Genomic DNA, 19,057 nt, shown 5'->3' with positions numbered 1-19,057 from the left:
CCAGGGCCCCGTTCCCTTTTCAAACGGGATGAATCACGCACCCGACCCGGAAGTTGCGGAGAGCAGGTCCCAGATCAGGTCCCCGGTCATCTGATAGCCGTCGGTGCTGACGAGTTCTGCCTGAAGTTGCTTCGCGACGGTCGTGTGCGCCGGATCGGTGAGCAGCTTTTCCAGCGCCCCACGGACCCGGTCCACCCGCCATTTTCCCCGCGGGATCCGGATGGCCGATCCACGCTGGGCGAGCCGGTCCAAATTGGTGCACTGCTCCCATTGCATTCCGACTCCCACCACCGGAGTACCGGCATACACCGCGGTCTGGACGGTTCCCTGCCCGCCATGGATGATCGCGACATCAGCCAGTGAGTTGACCGCGGGCGCGGGCACGAAACGATCGGTCAGCAGGACGTTACCGGCGTTACCGGCGTGCCCGCGGGCCTCGTCGAGCGAAACCACGTGCGGTGGGCACACCACCACCGCTCGACAGTTCATCCCGGCAACCGCGTCGATGGCCGTCAGTAGGTATTCCTTCTCGCCGCTGCTCCCCATGGATACGAAAACCTTCGGCGCCCCGTCGCCCGCGAAATGGTTCGCGATCTCCTGCGGCACCGGGACATCGGCCGGTTTGTTGAACAGGGGCCCCGCGATCCGGGTGCGCGGCCCGATGTCCTGCCCTTCGTAGTAGGACGGCAGGTCGTTGACGAGCTGGATGTCGACATCGAACATCCCGAACATGTCGGCCTGCGGATTGCTCCACCCGTGTTCCTGCGCCGCCCGGACCAGGCTTGGCTGCCGGAAGAAACCGGAACGCGTCACCAGTGTCGACAGCCGCTTCGACATCCGCTTGCGCAACCGGCCGGGCAGCCGGTCGACGATGCCCAGCTTCAGGTCGTCGGGCACGTCCTGGAGGAACCAGCGTTCCACCCACGGCCGGTACATCGGGAAAGGGGTGTAGACCACGGCCGGGATTCCCACCAGCTGGGCCGCGATCCCGGCGTGGGGGATGAACCCGAAGACGACCAGGTCCGGTCTGTCCAGACGCAGGTCCTCGACGATGGCGTTGATCACTTCTCCGGATCGTTGCCGATCGACCAAGAATTCGGTTCCGTCGTGGTCGGCGCGCATGATGGCATCGACCTCCTCTGGGAAAGCGTCAGTCCAGCGGTCCGCGTCCCGTACCCGCCCTCGGCGATCTGTTCCGCGAAACTCTGTTCCGTCTGCGGGTAGATGAACGAGATCTCGACTTCACGGCCCCGCTGAGCGGCGACCCGCTGGATCGCCCGCGCCGTCTCGATCCCCCTGGTGGTGTCGCCCGCGTTGAACGCCGGGACGACGAACGTCACCTTCACCGGTTTCTGCATGTTCTCTTTCCTCTTCTTCTTCGTGATGTTGTGGTGAACCAGCCCTCGTCGTCCGCCAGGGCCCGGATCCGGGGGAACAGCCGCAGCGCGTTCCCGTGGTCGATTCCATCCCGCATCCACCCGGGCATCGAGAAACGGTCCAGTTCTCGGGTGATGAACCTCACCGCGGGACGCGGCGCGAACGGCCAGTCGGTCCCGAACGTGATGTGCTCCGGATCAGCCACCTCGAACAGGCTGGGAAGTGCCGCCGGGGACGCGGTGAGGGCCGTGTCCCAGTAGAACCTCCGGAAGACCCGGAGCTTCTCCCGCTTGGTGTGTTCCTGCCGCAACACCGCCAGCAGTTTCCGGTGCGCAGGTTCCCGGGCGATCATCGTCAACAGGATTCGGTATGCGCAGTAAGGGACGAATCCCCCGCCGTGGGCGAGGATGAACCTGATCCCGGGGAACCTCTCCAGCGCTCCGGAGAGGATGAGATCGACGGCTGTCCTGGATGTGTCCAGGAGATAGTCCAGGGTGAAAACCGGCACGCGGGGAACGGGGTCGGCGGGTAGCGTCCCCGGATGCACGAAGACCGCGGCGCCGCGCCGGTCGAGCTCCGCGAGCAGCGGGGTGAACAGCGGATCACCCAGGTATCTGCCGGCGGCGTTCGCGAGCAGCACGACCCCGTCGGCGTGCAGCTCGTCACACGCGTAGCCGAGCTCCTCCAGCGCACCTTCGACGTCTGGAAGCGTCAGTGTCGCGAAGAAACCGAACCTGCCGGGATGCTCCTCCACCAGGGACGCGAGGTACTCGTTGAGGTCGCGTGCGGTGCGGCGGGCGACGGCATCCCCGCCGAGCCGGGCGCCGGGGTCCGAGACGGACAGGACACCGACGCGGATCCCGTTGTGATCCATCATGCGCAGGGCAGCTCTCCGCGACCAGGACGGCACCTGCACGCCTCCGGGCCTGATCCCGTGGCGCCGCAGTTGGCGTGCGTAGAAGGGCGGTAGGACGTGCTGATGGGTGTCGATCCTCGTGAGCTCCTGCACCGTGCCCTCCAATCACAATCTCAATACCTGAAGTATTGAACTTAGTCTTGCACCTCTTCCGACGAGTTTCAAACCCCGCCGAGGCGGACCGTAAAATGGCGCTCACCATGCCTGACCCCATCACCCCTCGAGGCCGCCAGGGAATTTCACGGGAACGAGTACGCCCGCGTCGCGACACCGTGCGCTCGGCGATCCTGCAAGCAGCCGCGCAGCATTTCCTGGAGGTCGGCTATCGTGCGGCGAAGATCGAGGCGATCGCGCACATGGCGGGGTTCACGAAGGGTGCGATCTACTCGAACTTCTCCTCCAAGCAGGAGCTCGTCCTGGCGCTGGCCGCCGAGCGGATAGCGGACTACGCCGGCCAGGTGGAGGCGGAGCTCAGCCGCTCGTCCGAGCCTGCACAGCTGCTGGATGCCCTGGTGGAGCACATGGCCGGGGAAGTCATGGAGGAGACCGCGTGGCACGCCTTGGTGGCGGAACTCGCCGCCGGCGCGGCTGCCGACCCCGCAATGCGGGACCTCTGCCGGAGCATCGACGCGAGGCTGCGCAACGTGTTCACAACGATGCTGACCGCATCGGGACTTGTCGACACCGAGAAGCAGGCGGCCAGGGCGATCAGGTCGCTGCTGGCCGCTGTGCACGGGTTCGCGCTGGAGCTGACCGTGGATCGCAAGTCGGTCAGCCGTGACGACGTCACCCGCACCCTGAGGGCCATCGCGACGACTCATGTCGCGCCCCACGTGAACGCCAGCCCGAAGTGACCACCCCACGCCGCCCGGGCGCTGCACCGAGAACGGGCCCGCAGCCTGCTGCTGGTCTGGCGAAAGGACCAGTAGGCACACGGCGCATGAATCTTCGGGTGAAGCTGGTTGAGCCAGCACGTGAGCGCCAGCGAACGGCTGAGTCGAAACCACCCGGCACCCGAGCAGCAGACCCAACCCGACTCCCCGGACACACGCACAAGGTTTCGACACGACCAGCTCACTGACGCTCGCAGGTCGGCTCAACCAACTTCACTGTTTCCAAACCGCTTGAGCCGGACCGCAAGTACCCGAAGCTGGTTGAGCCGGACCGCGACGAAGGAGCAGTCCGTGTCGAAACCACAGAAACCACACCCCCACCCCCTGAAGAAATATTTCCCGAACTCCTACACCCGGAGGATCGATCCGGGTAGTATCAGCGTCCGGAGTGCTGTGCGTTTCATGGACAGCGACGAAACACGTAGCCCCCAGAGCAGCGAGCAGCCCTCCACGTGCGACGACTGTTCTCAGAGTTCTGTGTATTCGCACACTCAAGGACGTTGCAGATTGGCAGAGGTCCGTGCACACAGACCCCATGCGCCGGAAAGATCCAGCGCGGTGGGGTACGGACAGCGCCCGTACCCCACCGCTCACCGCCGGGTCAGCTGCAGCCGCTGGTGGAACCGCAGCCCTCGCAGACGTAGCAGGACCCGCTGGGACGCATCTTGGTGCCACAGGTCATGCACAACGGGGCGTCCACCGCCCGCCCGGTCATCGACTCCATCAGCTCGGCCGTGGTGTGGGCGTCGATCAGGGATGGCTGCCGGGCACCGTCGACGTTGAAGTCGTCGTAGGCGTCGTTGCGCAGGCTCTCCGCCTCGGGCATCTCGGCCTCTTCCTCCTCCGTCAGGTAGGAGCCGGTCTCGACGTAGCGGGCACGTTCGGCGGCGGTGTAGATACCCAGGTCGGCGCGGTCGTCGAAGGAGAGGTAGTCCAGCGCGAGACGGCGGAAGATGTAGTCCATGAACGACTGCGCGATGCGGATGTCCGGATCGTCGGTCATGCCCGCGGGTTCGAACTTCAGGTTGGTGAACTTCTGCACGAAGCTCTCGAGCGGAACCCCGTACTGCAGGCCGATGGACACCGCGATGGAGAAGGCGTCCATCACACCGGCCAGGGTGGAGCCCTGCTTGCCGAGTTTCAGGAACACCTCACCGAGCCGCCCGTCCTCGTAGGCACCGGAGGTGATGTAGCCCTCGGCCCCGCTGACGGAGAAGCTGGTGGTGCGCCCCTGCCGCGACTTCGGCAGGCGCTCCCGCTTGGGACGGTAGACGACCTTCTCCACCACCTTCTCGACGACCTTGACGTTCTCCTTGTCCTCGGTCTTCTTGCCGTCGGAGAGTGGCTGGCCGACCTTGCAGTTGTCCCGGTAGACGGCGAGCGCCTTGAGACCCAGCTTCCAGCCCTGCAGGTAGACGTCCGCGATGTCCTCGACGGTGGCGGACTCCGGCAGGTTCACGGTCTTCGAGATGGCCCCGGACAGGAAGGGCTGCACCGCGGCCATCATCCGGACGTGCCCCATCGGGGCGATGGCCCGCTGCCCCATGGCGGTGTCGAAGACCTCGTAGTGCTCCCTGGCGAGCCCCGGCGCGCCGATCACGTGTCCTTTCTCAGAGATGAAATCGACGATCCTACGGGCCTGCTCATCGTCGTAGCCGAGCTTGGCCAGTGCCCGCGGGATGGTCTGGTTGACGATCTGCATGGAACCGCCGCCGACGAGTTTCTTGAACTTCACCAGGGAGAAGTCGGGTTCGACGCCGGTGGTGTCGCAGTCCATCATGAAACCGATGGTTCCGGTGGGGGCGAGCACGGAGGCCTGGGCGTTGCGGTAGCCGTTCTCCTCGCCGATCGAGACCACCTGCTCCCATTCCCGGGTGGCCACCGCGTGGAGGTCCTTGTCGGCGGGCATGACGAGCGCGGAATCGTTGGCGGCGCGATGCTTGCGCATCACCTTCTTGTGGGCCTCGGCGTTGCGGGCGTATCCGTTGTAGGGCCCGACGATCCCGGCCAGTTCCGCGGAGCGGCGGTAGGAGGCGGCGGTCATGATGGAGGTGATGGCGGCCGCGGTGGAACGCCCCCCGTCGGTGTCGTAGCCCTTGCCCATGGCCATCAGCAGCGCCCCGAGGTTGGCGTACCCGATCCCGAGCTGCCGGAAGTTGCGGGTGGTCTCGCCGATCGCTTCGGTCGGGAAGTCCGCGAAGCAGATGGAGATGTCCATCGCGGTGATGATCAGTTCGACGGCGCGCACGAAGGTTTCCGCGTCGAAGGCCCCGTCCTCCCCCAGGAATTTGAGCAGGTTGAGGCTGGCCAGGTTGCAGGAGCTGTTGTCCAGGCTCATGTACTCGGAGCACGGATTGGACGCGGTGATGGGGCCGGATTCCGGGGTGGTGTGCCAAGCGTTGATGGTGTCGTGGTACTGAACACCGGGGTCGGCGCACTCCCAAGCCGCCTTGGCGATCTTGTGGAACAGTTCCCGGGCGTCGACCTTCTCGATCACCTCTCCGGTGGTGCGGGCGCGCAACCCGAACTCGGTGCCCGCCTCGACCGCGGACATGAACTCATCGGTGACCCGCACCGAGTTGTTGGCGTTCTGGTACTGCACGGAGGTGATGTCCTTGCCACCGAGATCCATGTCGAAACCGGCATCGCGCAGCGCCCGGATCTTGTCCTCCTCACGGGCCTTGGTCTCGACAAACTCCTCGATGTCCGGGTGGTCGACGTCCAGGACCACCATCTTCGCGGCGCGCCGGGTGGCGCCGCCGGATTTGATGGTTCCGGCCGAGGCGTCGGCGCCGCGCATGAAGGACACGGGTCCGGATGCGGTGCCGCCGGAGCTGAGCAACTCCTTGGAGGAACGGATGCGGGAGAGGTTCAGACCGGCCCCGGAACCGCCCTTGAAGATGAATCCCTCCTCCTTGTACCAGTTGAGGATCGACTCCATGGAATCGTCGACGCTGAGGATGAAGCAGGCGGATACCTGCTGCGGAGAGTGGGTGCCGACGTTGAACCACACCGGCGAGTTGAAGGAGAAGTACTGGTGCAGCAGCAGCCAGGTCAGCTCCTCCCCGAAGATCTCGGCGTCCCGGTCGGTGGCGAAGTATCCGTTGTCCCGCCCGGCCCTGACGTACTGCCTGACGACGCGGTCGATGAGGGTCTTGAGGCTGGCTTCACGCCGCGGAGTGCCGAGGGCCCCCCGGAAGTACTTGTTCGTCACGATGGTGGAGGCGTTCACACTCCAGAAATCGGGGAACTCCACGCCGCGCTGTTCGAAGACCACCTCACCGGTCTTCCAGTTGGTCTGGACCACGTCGCGCGACTGCCAGGTGACCTCGTCGTAGGGATGCACACCCTCGGTGGAGAACACCCTCTCGATGGTGAGACCCACCCCGAGAGCGGGCTGTTCACCGGGGCGTCCCCGGTTGTTGGCGGATTTGGTCACAGTGGTGGTCATTTCTTCCTCACTACGAGAATGGCGGAGATTGATCGGCTCAGCCGATCAGGGGTTCCTGTGAGTCGGTTTCGCGGCGGCGTCTGCGCCGCGGACCCCTGACGGGTTCGGGTAGCAGCGCGTCACCGGTCGGCTGGCGGCGTTTCATGGAGTCGACCTCGTCGATGAAATCGTCAACAGAATCGAAATTCTTGTAGACCGAGGCGAACCTCAGGTAGGCCACGGGGTCGAGCTCCGCCAGGGGGCCGAGGATCGCGATGCCGATGTCCTCGCTGGTCAGTTCGGCCTGCCCGATGGAACGCAGATCCTCCTCGACACGCTGACCGAGGGCGGCGAGCTGGGCCGCGGTGACCGGGCGGTTCTGGCAGGCCTTGGCAACCCCCCGGATCACTTTCTCCCGGCTGAACGCCTCCACCACCCCGGAGCGTTTCAGGACATAGAGCTGGATCTGCTCCACGGTGGTGAACTTCCGCTGGCAGGAGCAGCACACCCGGCGGCGGCGGATGGCCAGGCCGTCGTCCGTCGCACGCGAGTCAGACACCTTGGTGTCTGCGTGACGGCAGAACGGACAGAACACGGCAGAGTCCTTTCAAGTGGCCCCGTCCCCTGGGGCGCGGCTTGCGACGCTGCTCCCCCTAAGCCCCCTTCAACACCCAATAAATACAACGTGTTGAGTAAAAGCGGGGTCGCAACTACTAGATGTAGGAACCATATGCCGATGACCCCGCGCCGTCAAACACCGACGGCGTGTCGTTGGGAAGTCCCGGAAAACTTCTCAGCGACCCGTGACGTGCGCCCAGGCGGGATCCCCCGCGGTGGGCGTCGGGGTCGGGTCGGGCTGGTTGAGAGATGCGATTCCCGGCGCCGCGACGACGAAGGAGAGCACCACCAAAGCGGCGAAGGCCATCGACTTGAGGCGCTGTGCGAAACGAGATCCGGGGCGAACAACCGTGCAGGAGGAACCGCCGAGGGGACCGCGCGTCGCGGGGCCGCGGGACGAACGGACACGGGGCGCGAGCTGGGCGGGACGGCCGACGGGGCCTCCCGCGCGGCGCCCCCTGCGGGAGCGGGCGAATGTGGTTATCTCAGCGGCTTCAATGCTCATGCTTCCTCCTGTTGCCACTACGGCCGCCATCCGCGGCACGTCGAACCTGTGTTCGAAACGCTACAGGAACCCGCACACAGTTTCAAACACCTTTTCGATTCCCATTGCGTCACGGAAGGAGTCAACACGCCGACACCGACATTTTCGCTCCGCACCGCCATCCTCGAACAGATGTTCGTATTCTGGGGTAGGATGGCGTCATGGCAGAAGAGACCCACGAGGAAACCGCGGAGGCCACGATCATCCGGCTTCCCTCCCGCAAGACTTCGCGCGCAGGGCGTCCCAGCAAGGCACAGGCGGCCGCCGACGTGGCGCGCATAGCCGAGCTCTCCTCCCCCTCGGGTGGGACCGGAAACCTCACTCCTCGCCAGCAGCTGCTGCTGAAACTGATCCGGGACGCCGTGGAGGCAAACGGCTACCCCCCGAGCATGCGCGAACTGGCCGAACGCGCCGGTCTCGCATCGACCTCCTCGGTCGCCTACCAGCTGAAGGTGCTCGAGAAAGCCGGTTTCATCCGCCGCAACCCGAACCGGCCGCGGGCCATGGTGGTGACCCTGCCGGAGACCGTCGCCCCCGAGGCACCCGCACCGGAGCTTCCAGACCCCGAACAGACCCACACCTCACGTCCCGAGGCAGTCGAGACGCCCCTACTGGGCAGGATCGCGGCGGGCGGCCCCATTCTCGCCCAGGAGCAGGTGGAGGACGTCTTCTCCCTGCCCAGGCAGCTGGTCGGGAAGGGCACGTTCTTCATGCTGGAGGTGCGCGGGGACTCCATGATCGACGCCGCCATCTGCGACGGCGACTGGGTGGTGGTGCGGCAGCAGTCCGATGCCGACAACGGCGACATCGTCGCCGCGTTGCTCGACGACGAGGCCACGGTGAAGACCCTGAGCCGCAGGGGCGGCAAGGCCTGGTTGATGCCCCACAACGCCGCCTACTCCCCCATCGACGGCACCGGTGCCCGCATCATGGGCAAGGTGGTGGCGGTCATGCGGCGGGTGTGAGACCGGTTCAGGAGGAAACCTCCATGGCCGGGCGCGGAGATGCCATCCGCCCGGCGGGTCCGGGCTCTTCTTGATTCCTTGGGAACAGGTGCGGCGCGCCAACCGCACCTGGTGTCATCGCTTCGCGGTGATGCGGGAGTGCACCTGGTCCAGGTCGTCGCTGATCGGTCCGCGCATGTTGGAGATGCCCGGGTTGTCCGCGTAGCGGGGCAGTACGTGGACGTGGAGGTGGAAGACTTCCTGCCCGGAGTCGGCGCCAGCGTTGCTGAGGATGTTGCAGGCGCTGGCGCCCAGTTTCTTCTTCAGCAGGTTGCCGACCGCCCCGATGGCGGGGGTGATCTCTGCCAGTGCTGTTGGGTCCTCCAGCGCGTCGGCGACGTGGCGGCGCGGAACCACCAGGGTGTGTCCCTGCTGCCACGGGTTGATGTCCAGGAAGGCGACGGCGGTTTCGTCCTCGTAGACGAACTTCGAGGGGATCTCGCCCTCGATGATCCGGCAGAACAGGCAATCGCTCATGGTCTTCAGACTCCTCGTACCTCGAAGCCGGCCCGGGCCAGCTCCTGCTTGACCCCAACAATAGTGAGCCTCCCGTAGTGGAAGACACTTGCCGCCAGCACCGCGTCCGCGCCCGCGCGGGCGGCCTCGACGAAGTGGGCCGTGGTTCCCGCCCCACCGGAAGCGATCAGCGGCACGTCCACGACCGCGCGGACCGCCCGGATCATCCCGATGTCGAAACCGTCGGTGGTGCCGTCGGCGTCCATGGAGTTGAGCAGCACCTCCCCGACACCCCGATCCACTGCTTCCTTCACCCATTCGACGGCATCCCGGCCCGCCGGCCTGCGACCACCGTGCGTGGTGACCTCGAACCCGGAGGGCGCCCAGTCCGCGCGCCGGGCGTCCAGGGACAGCACCAGCACCTGGTTGCCGAAACGCGCCGCGATTTTGTCGATCACCCCCGGATCGGCGAGCGCCCCTGTGTTGATGCCCGCCTTGTCTGCCCCGCAGCGCAGCAGCGCATCCACGTCGGCCACCGACCGCACCCCGCCTCCCACGGTGAGGGGAATGAACACGGTCTCCGCGCACCGGGTCACCATCTCCCGGGTGGTTTCCCGGCCCTGCGCGGACGCGGAGATGTCCAGGAAGGTCAACTCATCCGCCCCCTCCGCCCCGTAACGGGCGGCCAGCTCCACCGGATCCCCGGCGTCCTTGAGATCGCGGAAATTGACCCCCTTGACCACCCGCCCGTCGTGAACGTCCAGGCAGGGGATCACGCGCAACGCGACTCCCATCAGTCCTCCTCGATATCGGTCTCGACGACCCCGCGGCGCATCGCGGCGATCGCTTCCCGGCAGGTGCGGCGCAGGTCCCCGGGCCCCGCTGCCGTCGCGATCTGGCCGGCCAGGTCGACGACCTGTCGCACCCAGCGCACGAAATCGCCGGCGGGCAGGCCGCTGATGCGCAGCACCTTCGCGAGTTCCTGGCCGCTGGCCCAGCGCCACGCCGCCTCCGCGAAACCGATGTCGGGTTCGCGTCCCCGGTCGCGGCGGTGGTTGCGTTCCAGCGCCCCGATCTCACGCCACACCGTCCGCAGCGCGGACTGCGCGGCCTCGCTGGCGGCATCCGGCATGCGCGGGTGCCGTTGGTCGCGACCCGGCCGCGACTCGTAGAGCAGCGACGACAACACGGCGGCCAGTTGCGGCCCGTCCAGGCCCGCGAACACGTCGCGGCGGATGCATTCGGCGGCGACGAGGTCCAGTTCGTTGTAGATGCGGCGCAGCATCCGTCCCGCATCGCTCAGCTCGTCCCCGTGCAGGTAACCGAGATCGGAGAGCACCCCGCAGACCCGGTCGAACTGCACGGCCAGGGAGTTCGCGCGTCCCGTCAACGCGGTCTTCTCGCGCGATGCCTCCCGTTCGAGGCGGATGACGCGTGCGGCGGCGACGGCGTGCACTTCCCGTTCCTCGCAGCCGTGGCAGGGGTGCCGCTTCATCCGGCGCCGCAGCTCCGCGATCCGCTTCGCCTGCTCCTCGTCGGTCGGGGTCGGTTCGAGGACCGGGGTTTCGGGGTCGACGGACTCCAGTTTTGCCGACAACCCGGCCAGGAGCTCCCGGCGCGCCTTACGGTCCTGCACGGAGAAACGCCGGGGCACCCTCACCCGGGCGACGGGGACGGGGGCGCCGGGCAGGTCGTGGGGCCGCAGCCGCAGCACGGTGTGGTCGGCTGCGATGACCTGCACCCACGGCACGCCGTCGCGGCTCTGTTTCTGCCCGATGGTCAGGGCCACGCACCAGCCCTGCCTCGGCACCCAGATCACATCCCCGGGCATGAGTTTCGAGATGGCCTCGGCGATGTCGTCGGCGCGGCGTGCGCGGCGGGCGGCCGCGGAGGTGCCCTCCAGCCGGGAGATCTCCTCCCGCAGGGCCGCGTATTCCATGAAATCCCCCAGGTGGCACTCGGTCCCGGCCCGGCTGGCGGCGATCTCCCGGCTGCGATCGCGGTGCGCGCGGCTGGCCTTGACCACGGTCTTGTCGATGGTGAACTGCGCGAACGACTGGTTCAGCACGTCGCGTGCCCGCTCCCGGCCCAGCGACGCGGTCAGGTTGACGGCCATGTTGTAGCTCGGCGCGAAGGAGGAACGCAGCGGATAGGTGCGCCTCGATGCCAGGCCCGCGACCGCTCGCGGATCCATTCCGAGTTGCCACTGCACGACCGCGTGTCCCTCGACGTCAATGCCGCGTCTACCCGCCCGCCCGGTGAGCTGGGTGTACTCCCCCGGGGTGATGTCCACCACGGCCTCGCCGTTGTACTTGACCAGTTTCTCCAGCACGACGGTCCGGGCTGGCATGTTGATGCCGAGCGCCAGCGTCTCGGTGGCGAAGACCAGTTTGCAGGCCCCCGTGGCGAATCCCTCCTCCACGATCGCCTTGAAGACGGGCAGCTGCCCGGCGTGGTGGGCGGCGATCCCCGCGCAGAGGGCGGCCCGGAAGTGCTCGTAGCCGAGCGCGTCCAGATCGGTGACCGACAATCCGCTGACGTGCCGATCTGCGATTTCCCCGAGCAGGGCGGCCTCGTCACGGGTGGTCAGGTTCATCCCGGCGTCGAGCAGCTGCGCGACTGCGGCGTCGCACCCGGCCCGGCTGAAGATGAACCAGATCGCGGGCAGCAGCCGGGTCCTCTCCAGGACCCGCGTGATTTCGGCCCGCGAGGTGCGGTGCCCCGCGAACCGCGGATGGACCTCCCCACCGAAGGAGCCGGAGCCGCGGGGTCTTTTCCCCCGGCCGGAACGCCCACGGGGCCGCCGGGAGTCGTCGCGCACCCGGGTGGCCTCGGCGCGGGAGACCTTCAGCAGCTCCCGGTTCACCTTCGCGCCCCGACTGCCGGGCAGTTCCCTGGCGGTCGGGGCGACGCCCTCGAACAGGTCCACCAGTTTCGTCCCCACCAGTACCTGCTGGTAGAGGGGAACGGGGCGTCTCTCGGAGACCACCACATCGAAGCTTCCTCGCACGGTGCGCAGCCAGTCGCCGAAGTCCTCCACGTTGCTGACGGTCGCCGACAGCGCCGTGATCTGCACCCGAGGGGCCAGTCCGAGAATGACCTCCTCCCACACGGCGCCGCGGAACCGGTCAGCCAGGTAGTGCACCTCGTCCATGACGATGTGACCCAGGTTGTTCAACCCCGTCGAGGAGGCGTAGATCATGTTGCGCAGCACCTCGGTGGTCATCACCACCACCGGGGCGTCGCCGTTGACCGAGGAATCGCCCGTCAGCAATCCCACCCGGTCCGCGCCGTGACGCGCCACGAGGTCGTGGTACTTCTGGTTGCTCAGCGCCTTGATCGGGGTGGTGTAGAAGCACCGCGTGCCGGTCTCCAGGGCCAGCCACACGGCGAACTCACCCACCACCGTCTTGCCGGCCCCGGTGGGCGCGGCCACCAGCACCCCCGACCCCGAGGCCAGGGCCTCGCAGCCGGCGATCTGGTAGTCGTCGAGCGGAAAGGAGTAGAGCGCGGCGAAGCGCTGCACCTGATCGGTCACCGCCCCAACGTAGCAGGGCGCCTCAGGCGACGAAGACCTTGAGCACCCCCGGCACGCACTCGACGCGCACGGGCACCTCTCCCAGTTCTTCGCCGTCGCCCATCACGAACAGCCCCTCGCCGGCCAGTTCGATGCTGCGCGCCGGGAACTGCTCCACGCAGGGATGTTTGACGAAGGCCCCGGAGTACATGGCCGGCAGCAACCTGAGCAGGGTGGTTCGCGAGACCGGGCCGACCACGGTGACGTCGAGGAGACCATCGGCGGGGTCGGCCTCGGGGGCGATGCGCATGCCGCCGCCGAAGATTCCCGTGTTGGAGACCGCGACCAGCATCGCCTCTTGGCGGCGACGCACACCGTCGATGATCATGTCGTAGTGGAGCGGGGAGAAGGAGGCCAGCTCCCGCAACGCGATGTAGCCGTAGCTGAGAGCCCCCAACCGCAGCCTGATGTGGTTGGTGGAGCGGTTCACCCGGGCGTCGTAGCCGGTGGAGACCACCGCACCCACGTAACGCCGGGGGAAGGTGCCGTTGGAGATGTGGGCCAGGTCGACGGTCCGGGTTCGACCTGCGACGATCACCCCGACGGCCTCGTCCACGGTGCGGGGCACGCCTACACCACGTGCGAAATCATTTCCGGTGCCCGCGGGGATCAACCCGAGGGTCGCATCGGTGCCCGCCGCGGCGTTGAGCCCGAGATGGGCCATGCCGTCACCGCCCATCACCAGCAGCGCATCCCCGGGCCGGGCCTCCAGGGCCGCGGCCCGGGTCAGCTTCTCGGCCTCGGTCCACGAGCTGGAGGAGATGATGTGCAGTTCCGCGGTGGGAACCTGCTCGCGTAGCCTGCGCGCCACCTTCGGCAGCACGCGGCCCGCGCGTCCCCCGCCCGAGCGCTCGTTGACCACCAGGGTCAGCAGGCGCGGTTTCGCCAGTTGGTTCACTTGCCGTCGTCCACGTCGATGTTGAACTGCTCCTCCTCGGCGGCGACGATGCCCTTGCGTTTGTCGAGAGCGCGGCAGATCAGTTCGGAGATGTAGAACAACAGGGTCATGGGGATGGCCATGCAGAGCATGGTGAACGGGTCGGTGGACGGTGTCGCAACGGCGGCGAGGACGAAGGAGCCGAAGAACACACCCTTGCGCCATTTCTTGAGCTGATGGGCACGCACGACGTTGAACAGGTTGAGCGCCACCACGATCACGGGAAGCAGGAAGGATGCCCCGAAGATGAGGATGATCTTCAGCTCCAGGGTCACGAACTCCGCCATGTCCTGGTAGTTCATGATCCCCAGGTCCTGCGGCGTGAAACTCAACATGACCGCGATGCCCTTGGGCCAGACCCAGTAGCCCATGGCGCAGCCCGCCAGGAACAGCGGGATTCCCGCCGACATGAAGTACAGCACGTACTTCTTCTCCTTGGCGAGCAGCCCCGGGGCCACGAAGGCCCAGATCTGGTAGAGCCACACCGGTATGGTGAAGATCAGCCCGCAGACGATCAGGATCACCACCCCGAGGGTGAAGGGCCCGGTCACGCCGGTGTTGGCGAGTTGGAGGTTGGCCTCGGGATTCGCCGCCTCCACGTCAGCCCTGGCGACGTTGTAGGGCTCCATGATGAACAGCACCAGAGGCTGATAGAAGAAGGCGCAGGCAATTGCCGCCAAGGCCAGAGCCAGCACCGAGACCGTGACACGGTAGCGGATCTCCCGGAGGTGGTCCCCCAAGGACATGCTTCCGTCCGGGGATTCCTTCTTGGGTGGGCGGAACCAGCTGGACCGACGCGGTTTCGCCTCAGCGCTGCTGGCGTCGGAACTCAACGTGATCAGTTCCCCGTCTCGGCTTCACGAGCGTTCAGCGCCGCCTCCCGGGCCCTCAGCTCGGCTTCCTTGAGGGCCTGCTCCCGGGCCTCCAGTTCACGCTGGCGGCGCTCCAGTTCCGCTGCCTTGTCGTCGACGATCTCCGCCTCCACCACCTCAGGTTCGGAGCTCTTGTCCTCTTCCTTGGAATCGGCGGCCTTGACCTCCTCCTTGAACTCCCGGATGGAACGCCCGACTCCTTTTCCGAGCCCCGCCAGACGGGAGCCACCAAACAGCAGCAGAGCGACGACCAGAATGATCAGCAGTTCCGGGACACCAATGTTTGGCATAGTGCAGTTACCTCTTTTTGGATTCGTTCGTTTCCTGTGAAGTTTACGTATGGTGCTTGTGGGGCAGCTGGATACCAGCCGTGAGCTCCTTCAACTCGTCGCGGCGTTCCTCCAGCATTTGCACTTCCACCAGAACGTCATCGACCTTGTTGCGTACCCCGACGGCCATCACCACCAGGGCCACCACCCCGACCGCTGCCAAGCAGCCAAGAACGATTGCCCAGATCACACTACGAGATCGTACCCGACGCCGCGTCCAGGTTCAGTCAGGTCTTCGGAGATTCATATGCGCGCAAGGCCTCCCGGGCTCGTTCCGCGGCCTCCGTCACGGCCTCGCCGTCACTGACGATCACGACATCCTCCCCGAGGCGCAGCAGCAAGGACACCAACCAGTCACGGCTGCCGACGGGAAGCACCACCTTCAGACCGGTCACGTCGGACTCGACCGAATGGGTCGGGTAGTACTCGGGAACCCAGGCAGCACCGGGCCCCAGGGACAACTCCACCCGACGTTCGGAATCGGCGAACCAGGAGCCCGTGGCCTCTTCCAGACCGTCCCGCTGCGGAGAGGTCTCCTCACTCACCACCACGGCTCGGATCCGGTCCATGCGAAAACTGCGCCAGGCCCCCCGGAGCCGGGACCACGCGTCGAGGTAGGTGGTGCCGTCCACCACCCGCAGGCGGGCGGGTTCCACCTCCACGACGGCCTGTCCCCCGGTCCCCTCGTGTTCGATCCGTACGACCCGGCGTTCCTCGCAGGCCCGGGTCAGGGAGTGGCGGATTTCCTCGTCGCCCGCGGTCAGGGTGACCTCGATCCCTGTTCCCGCCTGCCCGCATGCCTCGCTGAGCTTCGTCCGGGCGCTCGCGGCCGCGTCGGATCCGAGCTCGACGAGAGCTCCCAGGGCCACCATGAGACTCGCCGCCTGGACCGCGGTCAGGGTCATGGGGCGGGCCAGCACGTCGGAGTTGTACAGGTAGATCTCCCCGTCGGCCCGGGCCCCCTCGATGTCGACGTCGAAGAGATCATCGGTCAGCCCCCCGGGCAGCCCACAGAACTGGATCACCTCCAGGTCCCGCAGGATCGCTGCCGGGGTTGTGTGGAAGTCGTGGGCGACCTCGGTGACCGTCACTCCCGGGTGCCGGGTGAGATAGGGCACCAACTGGATGAGGCGTCGGACCTGATCCGTCGATCTCATCACGCGCACCTCCCCGCGACCGCCCGGAGCCGGGCCACCACGTCGTCCACCAGCTCCTCCGGTGCCAGGGCGATGGCGTCCGCCCCCAACGCGCAGATCTCTCCGACGAGAACCGGTGTCAACGGCAGCTCGTGGACCTCGAAGCCCTCCGGGTCACCGGCCATCGGCGTGGCCGGTCGAGCGTTGCGGGCCAGGTCGTGTCCGTACCCGGGGCGCAGGGCGACCCGGGCCGCGGGACGCTGCTCCAACGAGGTGAACTCGACGGTCACGTCCTCCGGCGGTTCGTAGGAGGCGCTTTCCCCTACCGCCCGTGGTGGTGCCGTGAGCCGGGACAGCTTGAAGTGGCGTTTCTCCGCACGGTCGAGGTCGAACCCGACCACGTACCAGTGCCCGCGATGCTGCACGATCCGCCACGGCTGGAGCCTGCGGAGTTCGTTGCGATACCCGAAACGCACCTCACGACGATCCCGCAGCGCCTCCCACCACACGTCGAGTCCGTCGACCGATGTGAGCTGCGGTTGCAGGGTCAACAGCCTGGCGGCGTCCGGATCGGCTCCGGCTGCCCGCAGCGTGGCGAGCGCCACCCGGGTGTCCTCGGCGGCGACGCTGTCCTGCCACACGCGGGCGGCGGCACCCAGGGCAGCCAGTTCATCCGCGGTGAAGGAGATGGGTGGCAGCTCGAATGCGGAACGATCCACCCGGTAGCCGGGTTCGCCTCCATCAGGACCATGGCTTCCTGTTTCCAGCGGAACCCCGATGTTTCGCAGCTCGGCCTTGTCCCGCTCAAAAGTGCGGTCGAAGTTCCGATCGTCCAAACCGCGATATCCCTCGATGACCTGCCGGATGCGATCGCGCCCCACCCAGTCCCGCGTGCTGAGCAGCATGATCAGCAGGTTCAGCAGCCGCTCCGATTTGCTTGCCGACATCTCATCTCCCTGGTGAGCTGGTGGGTTAGAGGGTACCGGGGACTGGGTCCCGCAACAATGGGGGTATGCCGATCGTCGACCGTTACGCTCCCTCCCCGACCTCCGATCTGCACCTCGGAAATCTGCGCACCGCGCTCGCCGGGTGGCTGCTGACCCGCGGGGAGAAGGGGAAGTGGCTGCTGCGCGTCGAGGACCTCGACGCGCCCCGGGTGAGAGCGGCAGGCGGGGCCGCTGCACGGCAACTGTCGGACCTCCGGAGGCTGGGAATGACCTGGGACGGCGAGATCGTGACCCAGTCCGAACGTTTGGACGCCTACCGAGAGGCCCTCACGCGGCTGCGGGACCGCACCTACGAGTGTTTCTGCACGCGCAGGGAGATCGAGCAGGCCGCGTCCGCCCCGCACGACGACGGTCATCGTCCCTATCCGGGGACCTGCGCGCGGCTCTCCGCCGCGGAACGGGCGCGGCGCAGGCAGCAGCGCCCGGCCGCGATCCGTATCCGCGCCGAGGGTGCCCGGTTCACCGTGGTCGATCGTTTCGCGGGCGAGGTGACCGGTGTCGTCGACGATTTCGTGCTGGTCCGCGGTGACGGGGTGCCCGCGTACAATTTCGCGGCCGTGGTCGACGACCTGCACCAAGGGGTGACCCGGATCACCCGCGGCGCCGATCTTCTCGGTTCGGCGCCCCGCCAGGCCTGGCTCGCGACCCTGCTGGGTGGCTGCCCTCCGAGCTACGAGCACATCGGGCTGGTCACCAACTCCGACGGGAAACGCTTGGCGAAACGCGACGGGGCGGTCACCCTGGCCGACCTGCTCGCCCGGGGCTGGCGCATCCCCGAGGTCGTGGCCGAGCTGACGGACTCGCTCGGGCTCGGACGCCACGAGACGGCGGAAGAGGCCTTGGACGCGATGCCGCCGTCCCTTCCCGATGCCTTCTGCGCCCCCGTCACATGGACGGGGAACGGTTTCGTCAGCTCTGCTACGACGCGGCGGCGTTGACGTCCAGGACGTCAATCACGTAGACGACACCCTCACCGGCCTCGAGTCCCTTGCTGGGCTCGCCGTTGGGATACGAGTCCGCGGCGGGCACGATGAGCATCACCCGTGACCCCGCGGTCTGCCCCAGCAGGCCCGTCTTCCAGCCGTTGATGAGGGCCGAGAGCTTCCCTGTCTGGGGCTGCCAGCCTTCTTGGATCAGCTTCCCGGATTTCGCCCCCCAGACCCGGTACTTCACCGTGATGCTGGAGTCGGCCGTGATCTCCGCGCCGGGACCCTTGATGAGTGGCTGCACCACCAGCTGATCGGCGTTGATACCTCCCTGCGGGAGCGTCAACTCCGGCTTACCGTCGGTCATGGTCACCGTGGGCAGCCCCGCAGCGGGAGTCACGGCCTCGCCCGTCGCCTCGTCGTAGGATGCGGCGATGATGTCGACGACGAACACCAAGGAATCACCCGCCTCGATGCCGGCCTGGGGATTGCCCTGGGCGTAGCCATCGGCACCGGTCATGCCGATCAGAACCCTGGAGCCGACCTTCTGCCCGGTGAGGCCGTTCTTGAAACCGGTGATGACCCCTTTGCCCATCGAGAACGTGGCTTCCTTTCCTCTCTGGAAGGAGCTGTCGAACACGGTCCCGGTGCGCCCGTTGACACCGACGTAGTTGACGGTGACCTTGGCTTCCGCGCCCACGACCTGGGGGTTGCTGCTGTCGCGCAGCACCTTCGTCTGGGTGCTGCTGATGGCCCACGGCGCTGGAACCGTGATCTCGGGCACATCGGCGTCGGAGACGGCGATGGCGTCGAGGTTCTCAGAAGGGGTGATGCTTCCCGTGGGAAGCGGCGCCGGGGACGATGCGGCCTCACCTGGGGTTTCGGCGGCTGCTGTCGCGGTATCCGTGCTCCCACCGGAGGGGTCGGCGGTCGGTTCGCCGGAGCAGGCCGTCAGGACCAGCGCGGGCAGCGCGGCGGCCGCGAGGACCAGCCGCGCTCGGGTCATCACTTCACTCAAACGCACCCAGCAGATGT

At 67.0% G+C, this 19,057-nt stretch carries 19 protein-coding genes; 3 read left to right on the top strand and 16 right to left on the bottom strand.

Annotated features, from left to right (window positions below; all coding sequences use genetic code 11):
- Positions 1-33: 33 nt before the first annotated feature.
- The 3 genes from E0E39_RS04570 to E0E39_RS04560 are packed head-to-tail and all read right to left on the bottom strand — an operon-like array spanning position 34 to position 2,386.
- The gene (locus tag E0E39_RS04570) at positions 34-1,065 is read right to left on the bottom strand and encodes a glycosyltransferase (RefSeq protein ID WP_165444634.1); all 1,032 of its coding nucleotides are present in this window, start codon (positions 1,063-1,065) and stop codon (positions 34-36) included.
- Positions 1,062-1,358, bottom strand: coding sequence for a hypothetical protein (locus E0E39_RS04565; RefSeq protein WP_130873686.1), 297 nt, complete (start codon positions 1,356-1,358; stop codon positions 1,062-1,064). The genes E0E39_RS04570 and E0E39_RS04565 overlap by 4 nt, the downstream gene beginning before the upstream one ends.
- Positions 1,343-2,386, bottom strand: a complete 1,044-nt coding sequence (locus E0E39_RS04560) for an amidohydrolase family protein (RefSeq protein WP_130873685.1) — start codon at positions 2,384-2,386, stop codon at positions 1,343-1,345. Before E0E39_RS04560 ends, E0E39_RS04565 begins: the two co-directional genes overlap by 16 nt.
- Before the next feature lie 107 nt (positions 2,387-2,493).
- On the opposite strand from E0E39_RS04560, the gene E0E39_RS04555 reads away from it, so the two are divergent.
- A complete protein-coding gene (locus tag E0E39_RS04555; RefSeq protein ID WP_165444633.1) occupies positions 2,494-3,147 on the top strand; it encodes a TetR/AcrR family transcriptional regulator in 654 nt (217 codons plus the stop codon).
- 640 nt (positions 3,148-3,787) lie between these two features.
- Here E0E39_RS04555 and E0E39_RS04550 read toward each other — a convergent pair.
- The 3 genes from E0E39_RS04550 to E0E39_RS04540 all read right to left on the bottom strand — a co-directional run bounded on the left by E0E39_RS04550 (position 3,788) and on the right by E0E39_RS04540 (position 7,739).
- Positions 3,788-6,637, bottom strand: a complete 2,850-nt coding sequence (locus E0E39_RS04550) for a vitamin B12-dependent ribonucleotide reductase (RefSeq protein ID WP_245988192.1) — start codon at positions 6,635-6,637, stop codon at positions 3,788-3,790.
- 37 nt (positions 6,638-6,674) lie between these two features.
- Positions 6,675-7,211, bottom strand: coding sequence for a transcriptional regulator NrdR (nrdR, locus tag E0E39_RS04545; RefSeq protein WP_014846985.1), 537 nt, complete (start codon positions 7,209-7,211; stop codon positions 6,675-6,677).
- A 198-nt stretch (positions 7,212-7,409) separates the two neighbouring features.
- The gene (locus tag E0E39_RS04540; RefSeq protein ID WP_130873683.1) at positions 7,410-7,739 is read right to left on the bottom strand and encodes a hypothetical protein; all 330 of its coding nucleotides are present in this window, start codon (positions 7,737-7,739) and stop codon (positions 7,410-7,412) included.
- Positions 7,740-7,939: 200 nt separating this feature from the next.
- Between E0E39_RS04540 and lexA the strand changes: the two genes are divergently transcribed.
- Positions 7,940-8,743 carry a transcriptional repressor LexA gene (lexA, locus tag E0E39_RS04535; RefSeq protein ID WP_130873682.1) on the top strand — a complete coding sequence of 268 codons (804 nt, stop codon included), beginning with the start codon at positions 7,940-7,942 and terminating at the stop codon, positions 8,741-8,743.
- A gap of 114 nt (positions 8,744-8,857) precedes the next feature.
- Here the strand turns inward: lexA and E0E39_RS04530 are convergent, their stop codons facing one another.
- From E0E39_RS04530 to E0E39_RS04490, 9 genes are all read right to left on the bottom strand, one after another.
- Entirely contained in the window at positions 8,858-9,259 is a 402-nt protein-coding gene (locus E0E39_RS04530) for an HIT family protein (RefSeq protein ID WP_014846988.1), read from the bottom strand.
- A gap of 5 nt (positions 9,260-9,264) precedes the next feature.
- Positions 9,265-10,032, bottom strand: a complete 768-nt coding sequence (hisF, locus tag E0E39_RS04525) for an imidazole glycerol phosphate synthase subunit HisF (RefSeq protein WP_126378491.1) — start codon at positions 10,030-10,032, stop codon at positions 9,265-9,267.
- The gene (locus E0E39_RS04520; RefSeq protein ID WP_130873681.1) at positions 10,032-12,776 is read right to left on the bottom strand and encodes a DEAD/DEAH box helicase; all 2,745 of its coding nucleotides are present in this window, start codon (positions 12,774-12,776) and stop codon (positions 10,032-10,034) included. Before E0E39_RS04520 ends, hisF begins: the two co-directional genes overlap by 1 nt.
- Before the next feature lie 22 nt (positions 12,777-12,798).
- Positions 12,799-13,713, bottom strand: a complete 915-nt coding sequence (locus E0E39_RS04515; protein ID WP_130873680.1) for a diacylglycerol/lipid kinase family protein — start codon at positions 13,711-13,713, stop codon at positions 12,799-12,801.
- Positions 13,710-14,498: a twin-arginine translocase subunit TatC gene (tatC, locus tag E0E39_RS04510; protein WP_245988191.1), complete on the bottom strand. Its 789-nt coding sequence runs from the start codon at positions 14,496-14,498 to the stop codon at positions 13,710-13,712. The genes E0E39_RS04515 and tatC overlap by 4 nt, the downstream gene beginning before the upstream one ends.
- Positions 14,499-14,590: 92 nt before the next feature.
- Complete coding sequence (tatA, locus tag E0E39_RS16560) at positions 14,591-14,914, bottom strand: twin-arginine translocase TatA/TatE family subunit (protein ID WP_130873678.1); 324 nt, start codon at positions 14,912-14,914, stop codon at positions 14,591-14,593.
- A 43-nt stretch (positions 14,915-14,957) separates the two neighbouring features.
- Positions 14,958-15,143, bottom strand: coding sequence for a hypothetical protein (locus E0E39_RS04500; protein WP_130873677.1), 186 nt, complete (start codon positions 15,141-15,143; stop codon positions 14,958-14,960).
- Positions 15,144-15,180: 37 nt separating this feature from the next.
- Positions 15,181-16,110 (bottom strand): helix-turn-helix transcriptional regulator, encoded by a 930-nt coding sequence (locus E0E39_RS04495; RefSeq protein WP_130873676.1) that lies wholly within the window; start codon positions 16,108-16,110, stop codon positions 15,181-15,183.
- Positions 16,110-17,036 carry a helix-turn-helix transcriptional regulator gene (locus E0E39_RS04490; protein WP_130873675.1) on the bottom strand — a complete coding sequence of 309 codons (927 nt, stop codon included), beginning with the start codon at positions 17,034-17,036 and terminating at the stop codon, positions 16,110-16,112. Before E0E39_RS04490 ends, E0E39_RS04495 begins: the two co-directional genes overlap by 1 nt.
- A 65-nt stretch (positions 17,037-17,101) precedes the next feature.
- On the opposite strand from E0E39_RS04490, the gene gluQRS reads away from it, so the two are divergent.
- Positions 17,102-18,034, top strand: coding sequence for a tRNA glutamyl-Q(34) synthetase GluQRS (gluQRS, locus tag E0E39_RS04485; RefSeq protein ID WP_130873674.1), 933 nt, complete (start codon positions 17,102-17,104; stop codon positions 18,032-18,034).
- Here the strand turns inward: gluQRS and E0E39_RS04480 are convergent.
- The gene (locus tag E0E39_RS04480; protein WP_130873673.1) at positions 18,015-19,046 is read right to left on the bottom strand and encodes an FKBP-type peptidyl-prolyl cis-trans isomerase; all 1,032 of its coding nucleotides are present in this window, start codon (positions 19,044-19,046) and stop codon (positions 18,015-18,017) included. The genes gluQRS and E0E39_RS04480 overlap by 20 nt on opposite strands.
- Between the last annotated feature and the right edge of the window lie 11 nt (positions 19,047-19,057).

Origin of the sequence: [Pseudopropionibacterium] massiliense, from assembly GCF_900607225.1 — a bacterium.
Classification (GTDB): domain Bacteria; phylum Actinomycetota; class Actinomycetes; order Propionibacteriales; family Propionibacteriaceae; genus Arachnia; species Arachnia massiliensis.
This window is presented reverse-complemented; position numbering and strand designations above follow the sequence as displayed.

Excerpts from the sequence above, each read along its gene's own strand:
- E0E39_RS04540 (WP_130873683.1), bottom strand. The coding sequence starts at position 7,739 with ATGAGCATTGAAGCCGCTGAGATAACCACATTCGCCCGCTCCCGCAGG.
- E0E39_RS04490 (WP_130873675.1), bottom strand. The coding sequence starts at position 17,036 with ATGTCGGCAAGCAAATCGGAGCGGCTGCTGAACCTGCTGATCATGCTG.
- tatA (WP_130873678.1), bottom strand. The coding sequence starts at position 14,914 with ATGCCAAACATTGGTGTCCCGGAACTGCTGATCATTCTGGTCGTCGCT.
- E0E39_RS04550 (WP_245988192.1), bottom strand. The coding sequence starts at position 6,637 with ATGACCACCACTGTGACCAAATCCGCCAACAACCGGGGACGCCCCGGT.
- tatC (WP_245988191.1), bottom strand. The coding sequence starts at position 14,498 with ATGTCCTTGGGGGACCACCTCCGGGAGATCCGCTACCGTGTCACGGTC.
- lexA (WP_130873682.1), top strand. The coding sequence starts at position 7,940 with ATGGCAGAAGAGACCCACGAGGAAACCGCGGAGGCCACGATCATCCGG.
- E0E39_RS04495 (WP_130873676.1), bottom strand. The coding sequence starts at position 16,110 with ATGAGATCGACGGATCAGGTCCGACGCCTCATCCAGTTGGTGCCCTAT.
- E0E39_RS04565 (WP_130873686.1), bottom strand. The coding sequence starts at position 1,358 with ATGCAGAAACCGGTGAAGGTGACGTTCGTCGTCCCGGCGTTCAACGCG.
- E0E39_RS04555 (WP_165444633.1), top strand. The coding sequence starts at position 2,494 with ATGCCTGACCCCATCACCCCTCGAGGCCGCCAGGGAATTTCACGGGAA.
- E0E39_RS04530 (WP_014846988.1), bottom strand. The coding sequence starts at position 9,259 with ATGAGCGATTGCCTGTTCTGCCGGATCATCGAGGGCGAGATCCCCTCG.
- hisF (WP_126378491.1), bottom strand. The coding sequence starts at position 10,032 with ATGGGAGTCGCGTTGCGCGTGATCCCCTGCCTGGACGTTCACGACGGG.
- gluQRS (WP_130873674.1), top strand. The coding sequence starts at position 17,102 with ATGCCGATCGTCGACCGTTACGCTCCCTCCCCGACCTCCGATCTGCAC.